The organism is Aequorivita aquimaris (assembly GCF_001573155.1).
Classification (GTDB): domain Bacteria; phylum Bacteroidota; class Bacteroidia; order Flavobacteriales; family Flavobacteriaceae; genus Aequorivita; species Aequorivita aquimaris.
Genome location: NZ_JRWG01000002.1, coordinates 323752 through 341699, shown reverse-complemented (window position 1 = coordinate 341699; position 17948 = coordinate 323752). Strand labels below are relative to the sequence as shown.

Genomic DNA, 17948 nt, shown 5'->3' with positions numbered 1-17948 from the left:
TTAATATTTTAACGTTCAACCAACGAAACAAACTGTTTCAATTTACCACTTGCAGTTCTGTCCAACTGTTCTTTTCTTTGGAAGCTAAAAGTTAATCCCGGTTCTAAAAACTGCGTAACTGTTTGTGCTATGGATTGCTTCTTTTCTTCGGTTAACTTTTCTTTGCTCACATAGTTTATTTCAAAAGTATCAATCTTTGTTTGAATTACTTTAAACTCCTGAATATTCCCGCTTTCCTCCATTATTTTTTTGGTAATCACATAAAAAGTCATTCCAGCAGCTTTTTTTCCGCTTGGCAGGATTGCGAAATCATTTGTTCTTCCGGTCAGTTTTTTAAGAATTGGCTTTTTAAAAGTGCTTTTTTCGCTCAGTGAACCGTAATCGCCAATTTCATAACGGATAAACGGATGCGCTTTGTTGTGCAGCGAAGTTATCACAATGCGTCCTTCTTCGCCCAATGGCAACGGCTTATCGGCTTCGTCCAATATCTCCACAAAAAGTGTTTTGGAATCCACTTCCCATTCGCCGTAAGGGTTGGTAAAGGCAATTACTCCGGCTTCCGAGCAGCCGTACTCATTCACAATTGGAACGCCCAACTGGTTTTCAAGCAAAATTTTATCAACCTCAAAAAGCATTTCGGATGTAACGATACACACCTTCAGCGTTGGACAGACATTTTTTAAGATTGTGTTCTTTTCCTTCAAATATTTCGCAAAGAGCACAATGCTACTGGTATAGCCGTTAATGTACTCAAAAGGTTTTTGTTTATAGACTTTCAACATTTCATCGAGAGCCTTTTCCGAAAGGTCATTTATTGAAAACCGATGCCGTTTGGCCAAAAAGTCCTTCATCCGCACCGTTTTATTTTCAACGGTATCCAAAGGAATTCCGTAATAACGCGCCTGCAACGAACTGTTGAAATCTATGCCGTACCACCCAAACCGCTCCATGTGGTAAGCCCACGTAATGGCGTGGCTGTACTTGTCCTTCGCAAAACGGATGGGATTGCCACTGGAGCCCGAGGTTTTGTTTGTGTAAACATTTTTTTCCGAAAAACCCTTTGAAAGTCGCTCCTTCAGCGGAATTTGATAATCTGCTTTTTTCAAAATAGGCAGCGATTCCCAAGTTGAAAAATCGCCCTTCACTTTCTGGCGATAAAAAGAGTTATTTTTTAAATGATAGGTTGCAATTTCAGCCCTTTTCGCTTTCAAAAATGCTTCGTAGTCTGTTTCATTTATTTTGGAAATTTGAAGCAATTCTTCCTTGGCCCTTTTAATAGGGAAACGTTTCAGAAAAAGGGAAATATCGAATAGTCTCAAAAGATGTTTTTCAATTTAAGTTGAAACCTAAAAATTCGCAAAGTCAAATTCGCTTCAAATAAATTAGCGGTTCAAGGTACAAACAATTATTTTTGACACCGAAACAAAACATCTCAATTATGAATATTCTCATCCTTGGTTCCGGTGGCCGCGAACATACTTTTGCATATAAAATTTCAGAAAGCAACCGCTGCGAAAAACTTTTTGTAGCGCCCGGAAATGCCGGAACTGCTTCCATTGCAACAAATGTGGATTTAAAGGTAACCGATTTTGGGGCGGTGAAAAAATGCGTTGTTGAAAATAATATTGAAATGGTTATTGTTGGTCCCGAAGACCCCTTGGTACACGGCATTGCTGATTATTTTACTGAAACTTCGGAATTGCAAAATGTAATGCTTATAGGTCCTTCTAAACGCGGCGCTTTGCTGGAAGGCAGTAAACAGCGCGCTAAGGAATTTATGATGCAGCACAACATCCCCACGGCAGCCTATGAGAGTTTTACTGTGGAATCACTGGAAGCTGGAAAAGCATTTTTGGAAAATTTGAATCCACCCTATGTTTTAAAAGCAGACGGATTGGCCGCTGGAAAAGGAGTTTTGATTTTAAAGGATTTAAGCGAAGCCAAACAGGAGCTCGAAAACATGCTTACGCACAGCAAGTTCGGCGAAGCGAGTTCCAAAGTGGTAATCGAGGAATTTTTGGACGGAATTGAGTTGAGCGTTTTTGTACTTACCGATGGAAAAAATTACAAAATCCTTCCCACGGCAAAAGACTATAAACGCATCGGCGAAGGTGATACGGGCTTGAATACTGGTGGAATGGGCGCCATTTCCCCAGTACCATTTGCAGATGGAGTTTTGATGAAAAAAATTGAGGACCGAATCGTGAAACCAACCGTGGACGGTCTTTCCGAAGAAAAAATAGATTATAAAGGCTTTGTTTTTATAGGTTTAATAAAAGTGGATAACGAACCCTACGTGATAGAATACAACGTGCGGATGGGAGACCCCGAGACGGAGGTTGTTTTACCGCGCATTAAAACCGATTTGGTTGATTTGTTGGAAGCTACCTACTGTCAAAACTTGGGCAATTTCAATATTGAAATTGACGCTCGGGCCGCAACTACCGTCATGCTGGTTTCCGGAGGCTATCCCGAAGCTTACGAAAAAGGAAAGGAAATTTCAGGTTTGGAAAATGTGGAAGGCTCCATTGTATTTCACGCGGGCACAAAGCTTGAAAAAAACGATAAAATTCTTACCAATGGCGGCCGTGTTTTGGCTATAACTTCCTTGGATGATGATTTCAGAAAGGCGCTAAAAAAATCCTATCAAAATATAGAAAAACTATCTTTTGACAGGATGCAATATCGTAGTGATATAGGTTTTGACCTATAATTAAATTACGGATTTTCGTCGTACGTGTAGGTAACCTCAGTATTTTCGTTATAGTCTCGAAGTTTACCTAGCCAATATATGAAGGCTGCCGCACCAATCAACAAAAATATCCACGAAAAAATATTGGCAAGCCACCAGCTGTCAAGCTCAAGCTTCATCAAGGCATCGTAGGGAATAAAAAGAAAATCTTCAAAAAGGGAAGCTATTCCTTCCCAAAAACCTTTCCAAGTCATATCTTTAATCTTTAGAAGGCAAAAATATAAAAATACCCCGTATGCTGACAAGCTTTTTTGGAAAATCTAACCCCATTAACTATTTAATTCTCGGTGTTTTTATAATTGCAGGTTATTTATTGGGTGCAATATCGCACAGCGAAATATTTATCACGCCTTCCCTCTTGCTTACCCATTCTGCTTTCGTCATTTTCAGCGTGCTGATTATGTTGCTGTTGGATTTTATAATCAGAAAAAACCATCTCACCCAAAACAATACCTACGCCATATTTTTCTTCACCTGTTTTCTTACCATGTTGCCGGTAATATTTCTTCAGCATAAAATAATATTGGCAAACGCCTTCCTTTTGTTGGCTTTGCGCCGCTTGATGAGTTTGCGAAGCGATAAGAATTCAGAAAAAAAAATTCTCGACGCCAGCATTTGGATTACCCTGGCTTCCCTGTTTTATTTTTGGAGTCTATTACTCTTCGTTCCACTGTGGATTGCCATCGTGCAGAAGCCCAATTCTACCTATAAACAAATGCTGGTTCCCATCACGGGATTTTTGGCGGTTTTTGTCATAAATACAGCGTACCAAATGCTTGCAACCGATACGTTTTCCTGGTTTTTGAACTGGAAGGATGAGGTTGGTTTTGACTTTTCAGCCTATAATTCGGCTGCCATTTTGGTTCCCGTCACCATTATACTCGCATTTTATATTTGGACCGCTGTATATCGAATTTTAAGAATCTCGAAGTTGTCGTTAAAGGAAAGACCCAACCACCTTTTGCTGCTGTATGTAAGTTTTACCACTCTGTTCATAGCACTGGGAGCTCCTGAAAAGACTGGGGCTGAGCTGTTTTTTATTATGGCGCCCGTTGCGATAGTAAGTGCCAATTATATTGAAAGCCCCGAAAAGGAACAATATCGGGAAAAGGATATGGCCGAATTTTGGTTTAAGGAAATCATGCTGTGGTTGGTTGTGATTTTGCCGTTTGTATTTCTGTTTTTATGATTGCGGTGAATCTCGAAAATATTGAAAAAGAACTAATGCGCAGGCTTCCGTACCATTACAGTTGGGGCCAAAAGCAAAATGATAAATGGGACCGCTATACCAACTTTATTTACAGCACACAGGAGTGGGCGGAGTTAATTTTGAGAATGAAGCAGGCAATTGCAGAACATAAACTCGATAAACGAAGTTTGTTCAATTACGCCGCCAATCGCTGGTACAATTTCTGGAGCGCCGTGGCGGTGGAACATATTTTTTCTGAAACTGAAAATATAAAAATGGTAGCCCAAACCAAAGATTCCGAAAAGGATTTTTATCTCTTCGGAATTCCCTTTGACCATAAAACCTCCGTCTTTCCAAAACACTTCAACAAAACCTTTGAATACGCCCAAAATCATAAAAATGAATTGATAGAATGGCTCTACAAAAATCAAAGCGCCCAAAAGCGGCACCATTTCAAAAACCGTCTATTCATTGTGGTTTATACTGAAAATGGCGAACATTGGAAATTGAAGGCTGAAATCGGTTTGCTAAAAAATGCTATTCAAAAATATATTGCTACTTTCCGGCCGGAACAGTTGCAATCATTTACTTTTGTTGACGGACAGCAAACTTTAAGCGATATTATCTGGGTTTCCAAATGAATTACATAGGCTCCAAACACAAACTCTCCTCCTTCATTTTTGAAACGGTAACCGAAACCTGCGGAAATGACCTTTCGCAAAAAACATTTTGCGACCTTTTTGCAGGAACTGGAATCGTAGGCAGAAACTTTAAACCACACGTAAAACAAGTGATAGCCAATGATGTGGAATATTACAGCTATGTGCTGAACCGAAACTACATCGGTAATCATATTGCTTTTGATTACGAAGAATTCATAAATGAATTGAATTCGCTGAGCGGAAAAAAAGGCTTCATTTTTGAAAATTATTCCGAAGGAGGAAAAGCTGGAAGAAACTATTTTACTTTAGATAACGGACAGAAAATTGATGCGATTCGGATTCAAATTGAAGCTTGGAAAAAAACCTCAAAGATCACGGAAGACCAGTATTTCTTTTTGCTCGCTTCACTTTTGGAAAGTGCCGATAAGGTTGCGAACACGGCTTCGGTTTATGGCGCTTATTTAAAACACATAAAGGCTTCCGCAGCAAAAAAACTTGTCGTAAAACCCGCTGTTTTTCAGCAAACGGAAAATTCGCATCAAGTATTTCAACAGGACAGCAATGTGCTTATAAAGAAAATTAAAGGCGATATTCTCTATCTGGACCCGCCCTACAACGCAAGGCAATATGGCGCCAATTATCATTTACTGAATACTATCGCAAAATATGATACCTTTGTACCTAAGGGCAAAACCGGCCTGCGCGATTATTATAAAAGTGATTGGTGCAGGACCGGGGAAGTCCTTAAAAGTTTTGAGGAATTGATTGAAAATGCACAGTTTCCATACATTTTTCTGAGTTACAACAACGAAGGATTGATGGGCCAAAAGGAAGTGCAAAGGGTAATGGAGCGTTTCGGGAAATACACGTTGAAAACCAAAAAATACCAACGTTTTAAAGCAGATAAAACCGAAAACCGAAACCACAAAGCCACCGAAACTTTTGAGTATTTGCACATTTTAGAAAAGCATTTCGGCTCCGCTCAATGATCGGTGTCTGAGCGGAGCCAAAGACACAAATAAAAAATAACAATAAACAATAGATAATGTTCTCAGACAAAGCCAACAAAATCTTCGCAGAAGTTATAAATAAGTACCACGAGATAAACACTGTGGACCAAGCCTTCAGCAATCCGTACGACAAGGATTCAGAACTTTTAGAACATTTGCTGTATCGCAAATGCTGGATAGACACGGTGCAATGGCATTATGAAGACATCATCCGCGACCCGAATATTGACCCCGTTGCAGCACTGAAACTCAAGCGACAAATAGACGCTTCCAATCAGGACCGCACCGATATGGTGGAATACATTGACAGCTATTTCCTTGAAAAATTCAAGGACGTAAAAGTGAAGGACGATGCGACCATCAACACCGAAAGTCCCGCGTGGGGCATTGACAGGCTTTCAATTTTGGCACTGAAAATCTATCATATGAACGAAGAGGCTACCCGAACCGATGCTTCCCAAGAGCACCAAATGGCTTGTAAAGCAAAATTGAACGTGCTTTTGGAGCAACGCGTGGATTTAAGCACCGCCATCAATCAATTGTTGGATGATATTGCCCACGGCAGAAAGTATATGAAAGTCTATAAGCAGATGAAAATGTACAACGACGACGAGCTAAACCCGGTGCTTCGCGGAAAGAAATAATATTATTTTAAACCTAACAGGTTTTGAAAACCTGTTAGGTTTTTAGAAATAAAATGCCAAAACCCACCCACATACTGGTAATCCGCCTCTCCGCCATGGGAGATGTGGCAATGACCGTTCCCGTACTTCGCGTTTTGGCGCAAACCTATCCCGAACTAAAAATTACGGTGCTTTCCCGCCCATTTTTCAAACCTTTTTTTGAAGAAATTCCCAACCTCGATTTTTTGGAAGCTGATGTATATGGCGAACACAAACGCTTCGGATTGATTAAATTGGCAAACCAAGCAAAGGATTTGGGAATTGACGCCGTAGCAGACCTTCACAACGTAATTCGTTCCAAAATAATAACGAAATATTTAAAGTTTAAGGGAATTGAAACCGCAACTATTGATAAAGGCAGAGCGGAAAAGAAAGCCTTGATTGCTGCCAAAGGCGAAAATATTTCACAATTAAAAACTACACATCAACGCTATGCAGATGTTTTTGAAAAGCTCGGTTTTCCTTTAGATTTAAACACATTTACCGTCCCGCCCCAAAAACGGTTGACGCCAAAACTCAATGGCCTGATTGGCGTAGAACCAAAAAAACTCATCGGCATTGCTCCCTTTGCCGCCCATCAAAGCAAAATGTATCCTTTAAGCTTAATGGCTGAAGTAATCCGCGAATTGGATAAAACCGACAAATACCGTATATTTCTTTTTGGTGGCGGAAAGAAGGAAATAAAGCAACTTCAACAACTTGAAAAGCCTTTCGCCAACGTTACCAATGTGGCCGGAAAACTCACTTTTGAGGAAGAACTCGCGCTGATTTCAAATCTGGATCTAATGCTTTCCATGGATAGCGGCAACGGCCATTTGGCGGCTATGTATGGGGTGCCGGTTGTTACGCTTTGGGGCGTCACGCACCCTTATGCGGGATTTGTCCCTTTTAATCAGCCGGAAAGCAATCAATTAATGGCTGACAGAAAAAAATATCCATTAATTCCAACATCCATTTACGGCATTAAATATCCTCCCAATTATGAGTTAGTGATGAATACGATACCACCTGAAACAGTGGTATCGAAAGTGGAAGAGGTTATATAGTTACCACACTAACTAAACTAATTTGGTCTTCAACTTGACAACGGCTCCTAAATCATTTATATTTACAAGTCTTTAACCCTACCAACTTCTTCTTTTACCTTACTGCTGTGGCTACCCGCCAAAAAAAGAACAAGAAGATATTTTGGAATATTAGCCACACCATTATAACTATATGCCGACTGTATGCTGACTGTATGTCGACTCTATGCCGACCCAACCCCATAGATAACTTATATATACTCCCAAGATTCTTCGTAAAATGCCTTTTCTCAGGTGCCATTATATGTTCGCCTCTCCCTTGAGTTCTTTTCAAAATCAAAATATAGGGATTAACCATTTGAAAAACCTATTTTAGAACCTATAGAAGAAGAAGGTTTGAATGAAATATCAGCTTAGCTATTAAACGACACAGGAACCCTGCCCAAATTTTTTTGGAATTTGGAATTTCAAAAATTTGGAATTTCAACCTTTACACATCATCATAATCCACAACAACTTTCGCAGTTGTAGGATGCGCTTGGCAAGTAAGTATCAAACCATCCGCAATCTCGGCTTCGGTGAGGATTTGGTTTTTGCGCATTTCGGCCTTTCCTTCTTTTAGGCGGGCGATGCAGGTACTGCAAATTCCGCCTTGACAGGAATACGGAGGGTCTAAACCTTCATCCAAAGCAGCTTCGAGAATGGATTTTGTTTGCGGCATTTCAAAAACTTCCTCTTCGTCATCTAGAATTACCGTAATGCTGGTATTGCCGTCGTGTTTTTCAACCAAAAGCCCTTTTTCGGCAGTAGAGAAAAGCTCGTGATGTATTTGTTTTGAATTGATTCCGTTGTGCTTCAAAGTTGCGGAAACTTCGTCAATCATCTGTTCGGGACCGCACAAATAAAAGGCTTCAAAAGTTATCTGCCCGTACTTATTTTTCAGGTAAAAATTAACCAGGGAGCGACCTATTCTTCCAAATTGCGCATCGTCCCACTTTTCTCGACTATAGACAAATTCAACATCAAACCGCTCCGGAAATTTATCCTGCAACTGAACAATTTCGTCATAAAACATGGTTTCCTTTTTATTCTGATTGCCGTAAATAAGTAAAAAAGAACTTTGTGGCATTTCTTCCAAAGTGCTTTTTATCAACGAAATCACGGGGGTTATCCCGCTTCCTGCGGCAAAGGCCACGTAATTTTTAAGGTTTGGCTCCAAAATAAATTTTCCCGTGGGCGGCATCACTTGCAGCGTATCGCCCGCTTTCAGGTCTTTGTTTGCATATTCTGAGAAGGCGCCTTTTTCCACTTTTTTCACGGCAACCTTCAACAGGCCGCTTTTGGGTGAGCTACAAATGGAATACGCCCGGCGCAGCTCCTTGCCGTCTTTTTGATGTTTTATGGTAATATATTGCCCAGCCTTAAATGCAAAGGTATTTTTTAGATTATCGGGAACTTGAAAGCTGATAGAAACTGAATTTGGAGTCTCTTTTTTTACTTCGGAAACGGTAAGCGCATGAAATTCGCCCATAATTGTGAAATTTTTCTGCAAAAGTACAAAGGAAATCAAGGAAACAAAGCTTCAGCGCCCTTAATATGAAGCATTTTTTCGGCGTTTGGGTAAGCAGATATTAAAAAGAAATGTATTTTTACCGCTCTTTAGTGATTCTACATACTAAAATAGAACCTTTTAAGTTTGAATATTATATAAATCGAAACCGTTTTGAAGGGCACATATAAAATTACGCTATTTTTTCTCGCTGTTTTATTTTTCGCAGCGTGTTCACGCAAAAAAAATACATTCCTAAACCGCAACGTTCACGCGGTTACTACTGAATACAATACGCTATACAATGGCGAAATGGCTTTTACGGATGCCAAAGAACAACTTGCCTATGGATTTCGCGATAATTTTTGGGAAATATTACCCGTAGAACGTATTGAAATCAAAGAGGCTGAAACCAAAGCTCCTGGAGCAGCCAAAGGTGAAGGCGCAGGAGGCTTTAACCGCGCCGAGGAAAAGGCGGCAAAGGCCATCCAAAAACACTCCATGTACATTGATGGCAAGGAATACAATCCACAGATAGACGAGGCCTACATGTTGTTGGGGAAAGCACGTTACTACGACGGCCGTTTTATTCCGGCACTGGATGCCTTCAATTTTATTTTGGATCGCTACCCCACCAGTAACAATATAAATGTTGCAAAGGTCTGGAAAGCTAAAACCAACATTCGCCTAAAAAATGAGGAATTTGCTATAGAGAATCTCCAAAAAATGTTTGACCAAGCAGAATTGGAAGAAGAGGAAATCGCAGATGGCGCCGCCATGATGGCGCAGGCTTTTATCAATCTTGATTCGTTGCAGCCAGCGTTGGAATACATTAAAATTGCTACTGAAAATGTAAAGGATAAAGAACTAAAAGGAAGATATACTTTTATAAAGGGTCAAATTTACAACCGCTTAGGAGAAAAGGACAGCGCAAACATTGCTTTTGATGAGGTAATTGATATGAACCGCAAAACTTCGAGGGCTTATTTGATCAATGCCTATTTAGAAAAAGGAAAGAACTTTGACTATGAAAAAGGAGACCGATTAGCATTTTTAGAACTGTTGCAAGACCTTGAAAAAAATCGTGAAAACCGCCCGTTTTTAGATAAAATCTACAACCAGTTTGGCGATTATTACCGCAACAGCGACAGTATAGAAACTGCAGTAAAATATTATAACAAATCTATCAAAGCTTTTAAACAGGATAGAATTCTTCAGTCAGTAAATTATCAAACCCTTGCAGAAATAAACTTTGACAATGCAAAATATAAAACTGCAGGAGCCTATTATGATAGTACGCTTACTTTTCTTGAGGCTAAAAGTCGCCAGTGGAGACGCATTACCAAAAAACGCGAAAACCTGGACGATGTTATCAAATATGAAGACATAGCAACAACAAACGACAGTATCCTGAAATTAACTAAAATGAGCGAGGCAGAACAGCTTGCTTATTTTACAGATTATACAACAAAACTAAAAGAGCAGGCCGTAAAAGATTCTTTGGAAGCGGTTAAAGTTGAACAAAAAATAGCAAATAAGGAGTTTTACGAAAAAGGAAAAACTGCCGCGGGTCCTAACAAAGGAAGCACCTTCTACTTTTATAACACCTCAACCGTTGCTTATGGTAAAGGAGAATTCAGAAAAGTATGGGGAGACAGAAAGCTAGAGGACAATTGGAGACTTTCAAGTAAAAGAACCTCTTTGATTGACAAGGATGATGAGATAGCCAACATTACGCCAATTGCAGAAAACGAACTGTACAAACCACAGACCTATATTGCGAAAATCCCTACTGAACAAAAGGTAATTGACAGTTTGGCAAAGGATAGAAACTTTGCGTATTATCAATTAGGATTGATTTATAAGGAAAAGTTCAAAGAATACAATCTTGCGGCCAATAGACTCGAAAAACTGCTTACCTACAATCCCGAAGAGCGATTGGTAGTGCCCGCAAAATACAATTTGGTAAAGATTTACGAAATTTTGGAGAACCCTTCATCAGCAGACAAATACCGAAATGACGTGTTGACAAACCATGCCGACACGCGTTATGCCGAAATTCTCCGCAACCCAAATTCACAATTGCCCACAGACGAATCCAGCCCTGAGTACAAGTACAAGCAATTGTATAAGGAGTTTGAAGCAGCAAAATATGCCGAAGTTATCCAAAAAGCAGATGAATATATGATGATATATAACGGCAATGAAATTGTTCCAAAATTTGAATTACTAAAAGCAACCGCCATCGGTCGTCAACAAGGTTTTGAAGCCTATAAAAAGGCATTGAATTTTGTTTCCCTTAACTATCCAAGTACCGAAGAAGGAAAACAAGCACAACAAATTTACAGCAACACCTTGCCTCTCCTGGCCGTTAAGGATTTTGTACCGGAAGAAGAAACCGATAACTGGAAATTAGTTTACAAGTTCAATAAAGATGATGCCGAAGGAGCACAACAGTTAAAGGGAAAACTTGATAAAGCAATAGAAGATCTCCGTTATACAAACATGACAACTTCTATGGATTACTACGACCCCCAAACCAGATTTGTGATTGTTCACGGGCTAAACACAAAAATGGGCGCTCGTGGTTTTGGTGATGTGCTAAAAGAAAAGAAAGAATATAAAATCAAACATCCATTCTTTGAAATTTCATCTCCAAATTATAAAATCATTCAAATCCATAAAAACCTGGACGATTATTTACAGCAGGATGTAACCGAATAAACGCTACTAACAAACCGAACGACAGAATAGTAACCTTTTAAACCCACTGCTATGTTTTCAGACAAAAAAGAAAAGCGCATTGCTGCCGAACCCGGCTCTGCCCAGAATAGAATTAATGAAGGTACAAAACTTAAAGGCGATGTATCTTCCACTGGATTTTTCAGAATTGACGGCACGGTGGAAGGTACCGTAAAAACCCCATCAAAAGTAGTTTTGGGCAAATCAGGCGTCATTATAGGTAACCTTACCTGTGAAAATGCCGATATCGAAGGCAGGTTTGAGGGCAATCTTCAAGTTTCGGGAACGCTCTCTTTGAGGTCCACTGCGGTAATTGAGGGCGATGTAACCGTTGGCAAACTGGCCGTGGAACCTGGAGCTACCATGAATGCTTCTTGTGTAATGCAGGATGGCCTTCCGAAGAATACGAAAACGGAACTCAATTCCAGCGTTGATGCTTCCAAAACTCCTTCCTATGACCGAAAGTCGAAGGTCGGGAATGCAGTAGAATCTTAAAACCCGGTCTAAATATTTATTGTAAATGTCGGATAACAAGAACAACCTTCGTAAATGGGCCGTCTTTTCCGGCATTGCAATACAGATGGGCGTAACCATTGGTATTGGGGTATATGCTGGCCGAAAATTGGACGAAAGTTTTCCAAATAAATACTCCGCCTATACTATCATATTTTCGCTTCTCGGTGTTTTTATTGCGCTTTACGCCGTTATCAAACAACTTCAGAATATGAACAAAAATGATTGAAAGTTTTGAAATTGGATAGATTTTATAAAATTCCCGCGCGATTAATTCTTATTACCCTTCCGCTTTTTTTTGTGCATAAACTGGCGGTTGAGAGCCTTTCGGAAAATTTTGTTTTTTATTATGCCGTCTGGAAAATATACCTCTTCCATTTTATAGTGGCGCTTAGTATTCTTTCCGTACTCTTTCTAATAAGCAAAAAAGCTCCAAATTATGTGGGCTACGCTTTTCTCGGGTTTGTTTTGCTGAAGATGGTTGCCGCTGTGGTGTTTTTAATTCCACTCATCAAAATGGAAAATGTTTCAAAAATACCCGATTTCATTTCTTTTTTCATTCCATATTTTATCTACCTCTTTTTGGAGATCGTGCTCACCTTAAGGCTTTTGAAGCAATCTGCAGCTTAAAGACACACAATAATTTTCAGAAAAATAAAACATTTACATCTCCCCTTTTTTTTATGGTTAAAAGTTGTACTTTTGCACAAATTTTAACGAGCACAATATTTTATAGTTATTAACATATGAGGCTTACTCAAACACTTATCGGTAGCTTAGCATTAATGTTCTTTTTATTGATGCCCCTAAAAGGTACCGCCTCGGACCCAAACCAAAATGATGGCGACGGAAAATTTGACCCGAAGGAATTAATTAATAGTCACGTATGGGATTCGCACGAATTTCATATTGCAGACTGGTCCGGACACCCCATAACCTTGGCACTCCCAGTAATCCTTTGGACAGAAAATGGCCTTACTATTTTTCCCTCCTCAGAATTTCATCACGACAATAGCGGAACTACCGTGGTAGAGGCCAACGGACAAGAGTTTGTTAAGTATAGAGAGCATATTTTTTATGCCGATCGTTTTGATAAGGAGAAATTTGAGTCGGCCAGTACTATGGGGCGACCTTTTCTGTATGAGGACAGACCTTTGGATTTCTCCATTACAAAAACGGTGTTTTCTATGATCTTGGTGTCCCTTCTTTTGATTCTTATATTCGGTTTTGCCGCACGGTCTTATAAGAAAAACAAAAAAGCGCCCAAAGGTATTTCTGGACTTTTGGAACCCGTTATTCTTTTTGTTCGTGACGAGATTGCAGTGCCTAATATCGGTACTCACAAATATCAAAAATACATGCCGCTGTTATTGACCATCTTTTTCTTTATTTGGTTGAATAACCTTATCGGCCTTATTCCATTTTTCCCGTTTAGCGGAAACGTGACAGGAAATATTATTTTCACATTGGTGATGGCGGTTATTGTTTTCATAGTTACCATTTTCAGTGGAAACAAATACTACTGGAAACACATTCTTGCGCCAAATGTGCCAAAAGCATTATACCCTATTATGATCCCGATTGAAATTATTGGGATGTTTACAAAACCCTTTGCACTTATGGTTCGTTTATTTGCGAACATTACCGCTGGGCATATTATAATTTTGAGCCTTGTGGGCTTGATTTTTATTTTCGAAACTGCCGCCATTTCGCCGGTGTCAATAGCATTCGTACTTTTCATGAGCGTGCTGGAACTTTTGGTTGCCGCACTACAAGCCTATGTATTTACCTTGCTTGCGGCCCTGTTTATTGGTCAGGCAGTAGAGGAGCATCATTAATTATTGTTTAATTATTTTAAAACGTTTCAATTATGACAGGAACATTAGCAGCAGTAGGAGCAGGACTGGCCGTAATCGGTGCCGGAATTGGTATTGGTAAAATCGGTGGTTCAGCAATGGACGCTATCGCAAGACAGCCAGAAGCTACAGCAAAGATTCAAACCGCAATGATTATTGCAGCGGCCCTTGTAGAGGGTGTTGCACTTTTCGCAGTGGTTGTGGCATTGATTGCCTAATTTTTAAAATACAACATTTCGTGGCGGTTGGCCACGAAATGTTGTTTTAAACAAAGAAGTTTTTAAAAAAAATATCATCAAATGAATATAGTAGCACCAGAGAGTTTAATATTTTGGACCACCATCATATTTTTATTGCTTTTGTTTCTTTTGCGAAAATTTGCGTGGAAACCAATTTTGGGCGCCGTAAGATCTCGTGAAACATCTATAAACGATGCATTGGAAGCCGCCGAAAAGGCCAAGCTTGAAATGCAGAACATGCACGCAGACAATGAAAAACTGCTTCAGGAGGCCCGCGCAGAACGCGAGGCAATGATGAAGGAAGCCCGCGAGCTGAAAGCAAAGATGATTGCTGATGCCAAAGAAGATGCCAAGCTGGAAGCAGACAAAATGGTAGCCCAGGCACAAGCCGCTATCGAAAGCGAAAAGAAAGCCGCCATTGCCGAGTTGAAACAACAGGTAGCGAGCCTTTCTTTGGAAATAGCAGAAAAAGTTGTGAAGCACGAACTTTCTGACAGCGATAAGCAAATGAAGCTTGTAAATGAAATGTTGGGTGAAGCCAAATTAAACTAATTATTCAATGAGCAGAGCAGCGATACGATACGCGAAAGCAATTTTGCAGAAAGCAAACGAAAACAACACAGAAGCCGTTGTTTTTGGCGATATGCAATCTGTTTATAAAACCATTGAAGACAGCCGCGAATTGCAGGCCGTTCTTCAAAGCCCCGTAATTAAAGCCAACGATAAAAAAGATGCGCTTTTGAAAATCTTCAACGGGCAGTCAGAGGCTACGCATTCGCTAATCAATATTTTAATAGCAAACAAGCGCGCTTCCCTGTTGGGCAGTGTGGCAAAAAGCTATGTGGATATTTATAATGACCAGCAAGGAGTAAAAGCCGCAACAGTAATTACGGCCGTACCGCTTACTCCAGAAATAGAAACAAAAGTATTGGCAAAGGTGAAGGAATTAACCGGCAGTGATAAGGTAACACTCAAAAGTGAAATCGATTCTGATATCATCGGAGGTTTTATTCTCCGTATGGGCGATATTCAGTATAACGCGAGTATCGCAAACCAATTAGGAAATTTAAAAAGAGAATTCAGTAAATCAATATAATAAGGAAATTAGGTTTAGTCTAACGTCTAAAATCTAACATCTAATATCTAAAAAAATGGCAGAAGTAAAACCAGCTGAAGTATCAGCAATATTAAAGCAACAACTTACAGGTTTTGAAGCAAACGCTTCCCTAGATGAAGTAGGAACTGTTTTGACCGTGGGTGACGGGATTGTTCGTGCATACGGACTCTCAAACGCCCAGTACGGCGAATTGGTTGCCTTTGAAAGTGGTCTTGAAGGTATTGTATTGAACCTTGAGGAAGACAACGTAGGTATCGTACTTTTAGGACCTTCAAAAGAAATTAAGGAAGGTTCAACCGTAAAGCGTACCCAGCGTATTGCTTCACTTAAGGTAGGTGAAGGTATTGTAGGTCGAGTGGTAAACACCTTGGGCCAGCCTATCGACGGTAAAGGTCCTATCACTGGTGAAACTTACGAAATGCCTTTGGAGCGTAAAGCGCCGGGGGTTATTTATCGTCAGCCGGTAACCGAGCCACTTCAAACTGGTATTAAGTCTATCGATGCAATGATTCCCGTGGGCCGTGGCCAGCGTGAGCTTGTAATTGGTGACCGTCAAACTGGTAAATCTACAGTTTGTATCGATACCATTATAAACCAAAAAGAATTTTACGATGCAGGAAAGCCTGTATATTGTATCTATGTAGCCATTGGGCAAAAAGCTTCAACCGTTGCGAATATCGCGCAGGTTTTGGAAGAAAAGGGAGCTTTGGCCTACACGACCATCGTTGCCGCAAACGCATCAGATCCTGCGCCAATGCAGGTGTATGCTCCTTTCGCAGGTGCTGCAATTGGTGAATATTTCCGCGACACTGGTCGCCCAGCGTTGATTATTTATGATGACCTTTCAAAACAAGCAGTTGCTTACCGTGAAGTGTCGCTTTTGCTTCGTCGTCCACCGGGACGTGAGGCATACCCTGGAGACGTTTTCTTCCTTCACTCAAGATTGTTGGAGCGTGCCGCTAAGGTAATTGCCGATGATGATATTGCAAAGGAAATGAACGACCTTCCAGATTCATTGAAAGGCCTGGTAAAAGGTGGTGGATCATTGACCGCTCTTCCTATTATTGAAACACAGGCGGGTGACGTTTCGGCATACATCCCAACAAACGTAATTTCGATTACCGACGGGCAGATTTTCCTTGATGGAGATTTGTTCAACGCTGGGGTTCGTCCAGCTATTAACGTAGGTATTTCGGTATCGCGTGTGGGTGGTAACGCACAGATTAAATCGATGAAAAAGGTAGCAGGTACCTTGAAACTGGATCAGGCGGCTTTCCGTGAGTTGGAAGCCTTCGCAAAATTCGGTTCCGATCTTGATGCTGCAACCTTGAACGTAATCGAAAAAGGAAAGCGTAACGTAGAAATTTTGAAACAATCTGAAAACGATCCGTACACGGTAGAAGATCAAATTGCAGTTATTTATGCAGGTTCCAAAAACCTGATGCGTAACGTGCCTGTTGAAAAAGTAAAGGAATTTGAAAGAGATTACCTAGAAATGTTGAACGTAAAGCACAGAGATACGCTAAACGATCTTAAAGCGGGTAAACTTACAGATGAAGCAATAGATGTAATGACATCTGTTGCAGCAGATCTTTCAGCAAAGTATAAGAAGTAAAAATCTCCGTGCCCTCTGTGCCTCTGTGGTTTTTTTTACCACAAAGACACAGAGAACACAGAGTAGCTTAATATAAAAACATGGCTAACTTAAAGGAAATTAGAAACAGAATATCAACCGTAAGCTCAACGATGCAGATTACCAGTGCCATGAAAATGGTTTCTGCCGCAAAGTTGAAAAAGGCCCAGGATGCTATTACGGCAATGCGCCCCTATTCTGAAAAACTTACCGAACTTTTGCAAAACCTAAGTGCCACGCTTGATGCCGATACCGGCAGCAAATATTCAGAACAGCGCGAAGTGAACAAAGTCTTGGTGGTTGCCATTACCAGTAACCGTGGTTTGGCAGGAGCTTTCAACTCAAATATAATTAAAGAAGCACGTAACTTAGCTGCCAATACATACGCAGGAAAGCAAGTGGATTTTATGACGCTTGGGAAAAAAGGAAATGATATTCTGAAAAAATCCGGGACCGTTATTGAAAACAACAACGCTATTTTTGACGAACTTTCTTTTGAGAATACTTCAGAAATCGCCGAAAAATTGATGCTTCTTTTTTCCGAAGGGAAATACGACCGTATTATTGTTGTATATAACCATTTCAAAAATGCTGCAACGCAACTTGTAATGACAGAACAGTTTTTGCCAATTTTGCCTCCAAAGCCAATTGAAGGTCAGGAAGCAAAAACAAGTGAAACTTTCTACATTTTTGAACCTTCAAAAGAAGAAATTGTTGAGGCGTTGATTCCAAAGAGTTTGAAAACCCAGTTGTTCAAAGCCCTTCGCGACAGTGTTGCGAGTGAGCACGGCGCACGTATGACGGCTATGCACAAAGCAACAGACAATGCGACTGAACTTCGCGATGCGTTGAAACTACAATACAACAAAGCACGTCAGGCTGCAATTACCAATGAAATCCTTGAGATTGTTGGTGGTGCTGAAGCTTTGGCTGGATAGCATATAAAAATTTCAATTAAAAAAAGCCTTTCGTTTTGCG

The 17948-nt window shown here is 40.2% G+C and carries 19 protein-coding genes; 16 read left to right on the top strand and 3 right to left on the bottom strand.

Features of this window, described 5'->3' with window-relative positions; translation table 11 throughout:
* Positions 1–8: 8 nt before the first annotated feature.
* Positions 9–1319 (bottom strand): phenylacetate--CoA ligase family protein, encoded by a 1311-nt coding sequence (locus LS48_RS04325; protein WP_062620303.1) that lies wholly within the window; start codon positions 1317–1319, stop codon positions 9–11.
* Positions 1320–1438: 119 nt separating this feature from the next.
* Between LS48_RS04325 and purD the strand changes: the two genes are divergently transcribed.
* On the top strand, positions 1439–2713 hold the full coding sequence (gene purD / locus LS48_RS04320) for a phosphoribosylamine--glycine ligase (protein WP_062620300.1): 1275 nt from the start codon (positions 1439–1441) through the stop codon (positions 2711–2713).
* A 5-nt stretch (positions 2714–2718) separates the two neighbouring features.
* On the opposite strand, the gene LS48_RS04315 is transcribed toward purD, so the two are convergent.
* On the bottom strand, positions 2719–2946 hold the full coding sequence (locus LS48_RS04315; protein ID WP_045080426.1) for a DUF6341 family protein: 228 nt from the start codon (positions 2944–2946) through the stop codon (positions 2719–2721).
* A gap of 41 nt (positions 2947–2987) precedes the next feature.
* Between LS48_RS04315 and LS48_RS04310 the strand changes: the two genes are divergently transcribed.
* The 5 genes from LS48_RS04310 to LS48_RS04290 are packed head-to-tail and all read left to right on the top strand — an operon-like array spanning position 2988 to position 7342.
* Positions 2988–3941, top strand: a complete 954-nt coding sequence (locus LS48_RS04310) for a DUF6427 family protein (RefSeq protein ID WP_062620299.1) — start codon at positions 2988–2990, stop codon at positions 3939–3941.
* Complete coding sequence (locus LS48_RS04305; protein WP_062620297.1) at positions 3938–4582, top strand: hypothetical protein; 645 nt, start codon at positions 3938–3940, stop codon at positions 4580–4582. The genes LS48_RS04310 and LS48_RS04305 overlap by 4 nt, the downstream gene beginning before the upstream one ends.
* On the top strand, positions 4579–5592 hold the full coding sequence (locus LS48_RS04300; RefSeq protein ID WP_062620295.1) for a DNA adenine methylase: 1014 nt from the start codon (positions 4579–4581) through the stop codon (positions 5590–5592). The genes LS48_RS04305 and LS48_RS04300 overlap by 4 nt, the downstream gene beginning before the upstream one ends.
* 56 nt (positions 5593–5648) lie before the next feature.
* The gene (locus LS48_RS04295; RefSeq protein ID WP_062620293.1) at positions 5649–6257 is read left to right on the top strand and encodes a DUF4254 domain-containing protein; all 609 of its coding nucleotides are present in this window, start codon (positions 5649–5651) and stop codon (positions 6255–6257) included.
* A 53-nt stretch (positions 6258–6310) separates the two neighbouring features.
* The gene (locus LS48_RS04290; protein ID WP_062620291.1) at positions 6311–7342 is read left to right on the top strand and encodes a glycosyltransferase family 9 protein; all 1032 of its coding nucleotides are present in this window, start codon (positions 6311–6313) and stop codon (positions 7340–7342) included.
* A gap of 469 nt (positions 7343–7811) precedes the next feature.
* On the opposite strand, the gene LS48_RS04280 is transcribed toward LS48_RS04290, so the two are convergent.
* The gene (locus LS48_RS04280; RefSeq protein ID WP_062620287.1) at positions 7812–8852 is read right to left on the bottom strand and encodes a ferredoxin--NADP reductase; all 1041 of its coding nucleotides are present in this window, start codon (positions 8850–8852) and stop codon (positions 7812–7814) included.
* A 192-nt stretch (positions 8853–9044) separates the two neighbouring features.
* On the opposite strand from LS48_RS04280, the gene porW reads away from it, so the two are divergent.
* The 10 genes from porW (at position 9045) to atpG (ending at position 17908) form a co-directional block, all read left to right on the top strand.
* Entirely contained in the window at positions 9045–11594 is a 2550-nt protein-coding gene (porW, locus tag LS48_RS04275; RefSeq protein ID WP_062620284.1) for a type IX secretion system periplasmic lipoprotein PorW/SprE, read from the top strand.
* 51 nt (positions 11595–11645) lie between these two features.
* Entirely contained in the window at positions 11646–12107 is a 462-nt protein-coding gene (locus tag LS48_RS04270; RefSeq protein WP_062620282.1) for a bactofilin family protein, read from the top strand.
* A gap of 25 nt (positions 12108–12132) precedes the next feature.
* Positions 12133–12354 (top strand): AtpZ/AtpI family protein, encoded by a 222-nt coding sequence (locus LS48_RS04265; protein WP_062620280.1) that lies wholly within the window; start codon positions 12133–12135, stop codon positions 12352–12354.
* On the top strand, positions 12351–12755 hold the full coding sequence (locus LS48_RS04260; RefSeq protein ID WP_062620279.1) for a DUF6168 family protein: 405 nt from the start codon (positions 12351–12353) through the stop codon (positions 12753–12755). Before LS48_RS04265 ends, LS48_RS04260 begins: the two co-directional genes overlap by 4 nt.
* A 116-nt stretch (positions 12756–12871) precedes the next feature.
* A complete protein-coding gene (atpB, locus tag LS48_RS04255) occupies positions 12872–13963 on the top strand; it encodes a F0F1 ATP synthase subunit A (protein WP_045080438.1) in 1092 nt (363 codons plus the stop codon).
* A 32-nt stretch (positions 13964–13995) separates the two neighbouring features.
* Complete coding sequence (gene atpE / locus LS48_RS04250) at positions 13996–14199, top strand: ATP synthase F0 subunit C (protein WP_045080439.1); 204 nt, start codon at positions 13996–13998, stop codon at positions 14197–14199.
* An 81-nt stretch (positions 14200–14280) separates the two neighbouring features.
* On the top strand, positions 14281–14772 hold the full coding sequence (locus LS48_RS04245; protein ID WP_045080440.1) for a F0F1 ATP synthase subunit B: 492 nt from the start codon (positions 14281–14283) through the stop codon (positions 14770–14772).
* Between the two features lie 7 nt (positions 14773–14779).
* The gene (gene atpH, locus LS48_RS04240) at positions 14780–15316 is read left to right on the top strand and encodes an ATP synthase F1 subunit delta (RefSeq protein ID WP_062620277.1); all 537 of its coding nucleotides are present in this window, start codon (positions 14780–14782) and stop codon (positions 15314–15316) included.
* 55 nt (positions 15317–15371) lie between these two features.
* Positions 15372–16952, top strand: a complete 1581-nt coding sequence (gene atpA / locus LS48_RS04235) for a F0F1 ATP synthase subunit alpha (RefSeq protein ID WP_062620275.1) — start codon at positions 15372–15374, stop codon at positions 16950–16952.
* Positions 16953–17032: 80 nt separating this feature from the next.
* On the top strand, positions 17033–17908 hold the full coding sequence (gene atpG / locus LS48_RS04230) for an ATP synthase F1 subunit gamma (RefSeq protein ID WP_062620272.1): 876 nt from the start codon (positions 17033–17035) through the stop codon (positions 17906–17908).
* Positions 17909–17948: the final 40 nt, after the last annotated feature.

Bases quoted from the DNA above. Each gene is read 5' to 3' on its own strand.
- LS48_RS04265 (WP_062620280.1), top strand. From the start codon at position 12,133: ATGTCGGATAACAAGAACAACCTTCGTAAATGGGCCGTCTTTTCCGGC.
- LS48_RS04290 (WP_062620291.1), top strand. From the start codon at position 6,311: ATGCCAAAACCCACCCACATACTGGTAATCCGCCTCTCCGCCATGGGA.
- purD (WP_062620300.1), top strand. From the start codon at position 1,439: ATGAATATTCTCATCCTTGGTTCCGGTGGCCGCGAACATACTTTTGCA.
- LS48_RS04305 (WP_062620297.1), top strand. From the start codon at position 3,938: ATGATTGCGGTGAATCTCGAAAATATTGAAAAAGAACTAATGCGCAGG.
- atpE (WP_045080439.1), top strand. From the start codon at position 13,996: ATGACAGGAACATTAGCAGCAGTAGGAGCAGGACTGGCCGTAATCGGT.
- LS48_RS04315 (WP_045080426.1), bottom strand. From the start codon at position 2,946: ATGACTTGGAAAGGTTTTTGGGAAGGAATAGCTTCCCTTTTTGAAGAT.
- LS48_RS04300 (WP_062620295.1), top strand. From the start codon at position 4,579: ATGAATTACATAGGCTCCAAACACAAACTCTCCTCCTTCATTTTTGAA.
- LS48_RS04245 (WP_045080440.1), top strand. From the start codon at position 14,281: ATGAATATAGTAGCACCAGAGAGTTTAATATTTTGGACCACCATCATA.
- LS48_RS04295 (WP_062620293.1), top strand. From the start codon at position 5,649: ATGTTCTCAGACAAAGCCAACAAAATCTTCGCAGAAGTTATAAATAAG.
- LS48_RS04310 (WP_062620299.1), top strand. From the start codon at position 2,988: ATGCTGACAAGCTTTTTTGGAAAATCTAACCCCATTAACTATTTAATT.
- atpG (WP_062620272.1), top strand. From the start codon at position 17,033: ATGGCTAACTTAAAGGAAATTAGAAACAGAATATCAACCGTAAGCTCA.
- atpH (WP_062620277.1), top strand. From the start codon at position 14,780: ATGAGCAGAGCAGCGATACGATACGCGAAAGCAATTTTGCAGAAAGCA.
- LS48_RS04270 (WP_062620282.1), top strand. From the start codon at position 11,646: ATGTTTTCAGACAAAAAAGAAAAGCGCATTGCTGCCGAACCCGGCTCT.
- atpB (WP_045080438.1), top strand. From the start codon at position 12,872: ATGAGGCTTACTCAAACACTTATCGGTAGCTTAGCATTAATGTTCTTT.
- atpA (WP_062620275.1), top strand. From the start codon at position 15,372: ATGGCAGAAGTAAAACCAGCTGAAGTATCAGCAATATTAAAGCAACAA.
- LS48_RS04280 (WP_062620287.1), bottom strand. From the start codon at position 8,852: ATGGGCGAATTTCATGCGCTTACCGTTTCCGAAGTAAAAAAAGAGACT.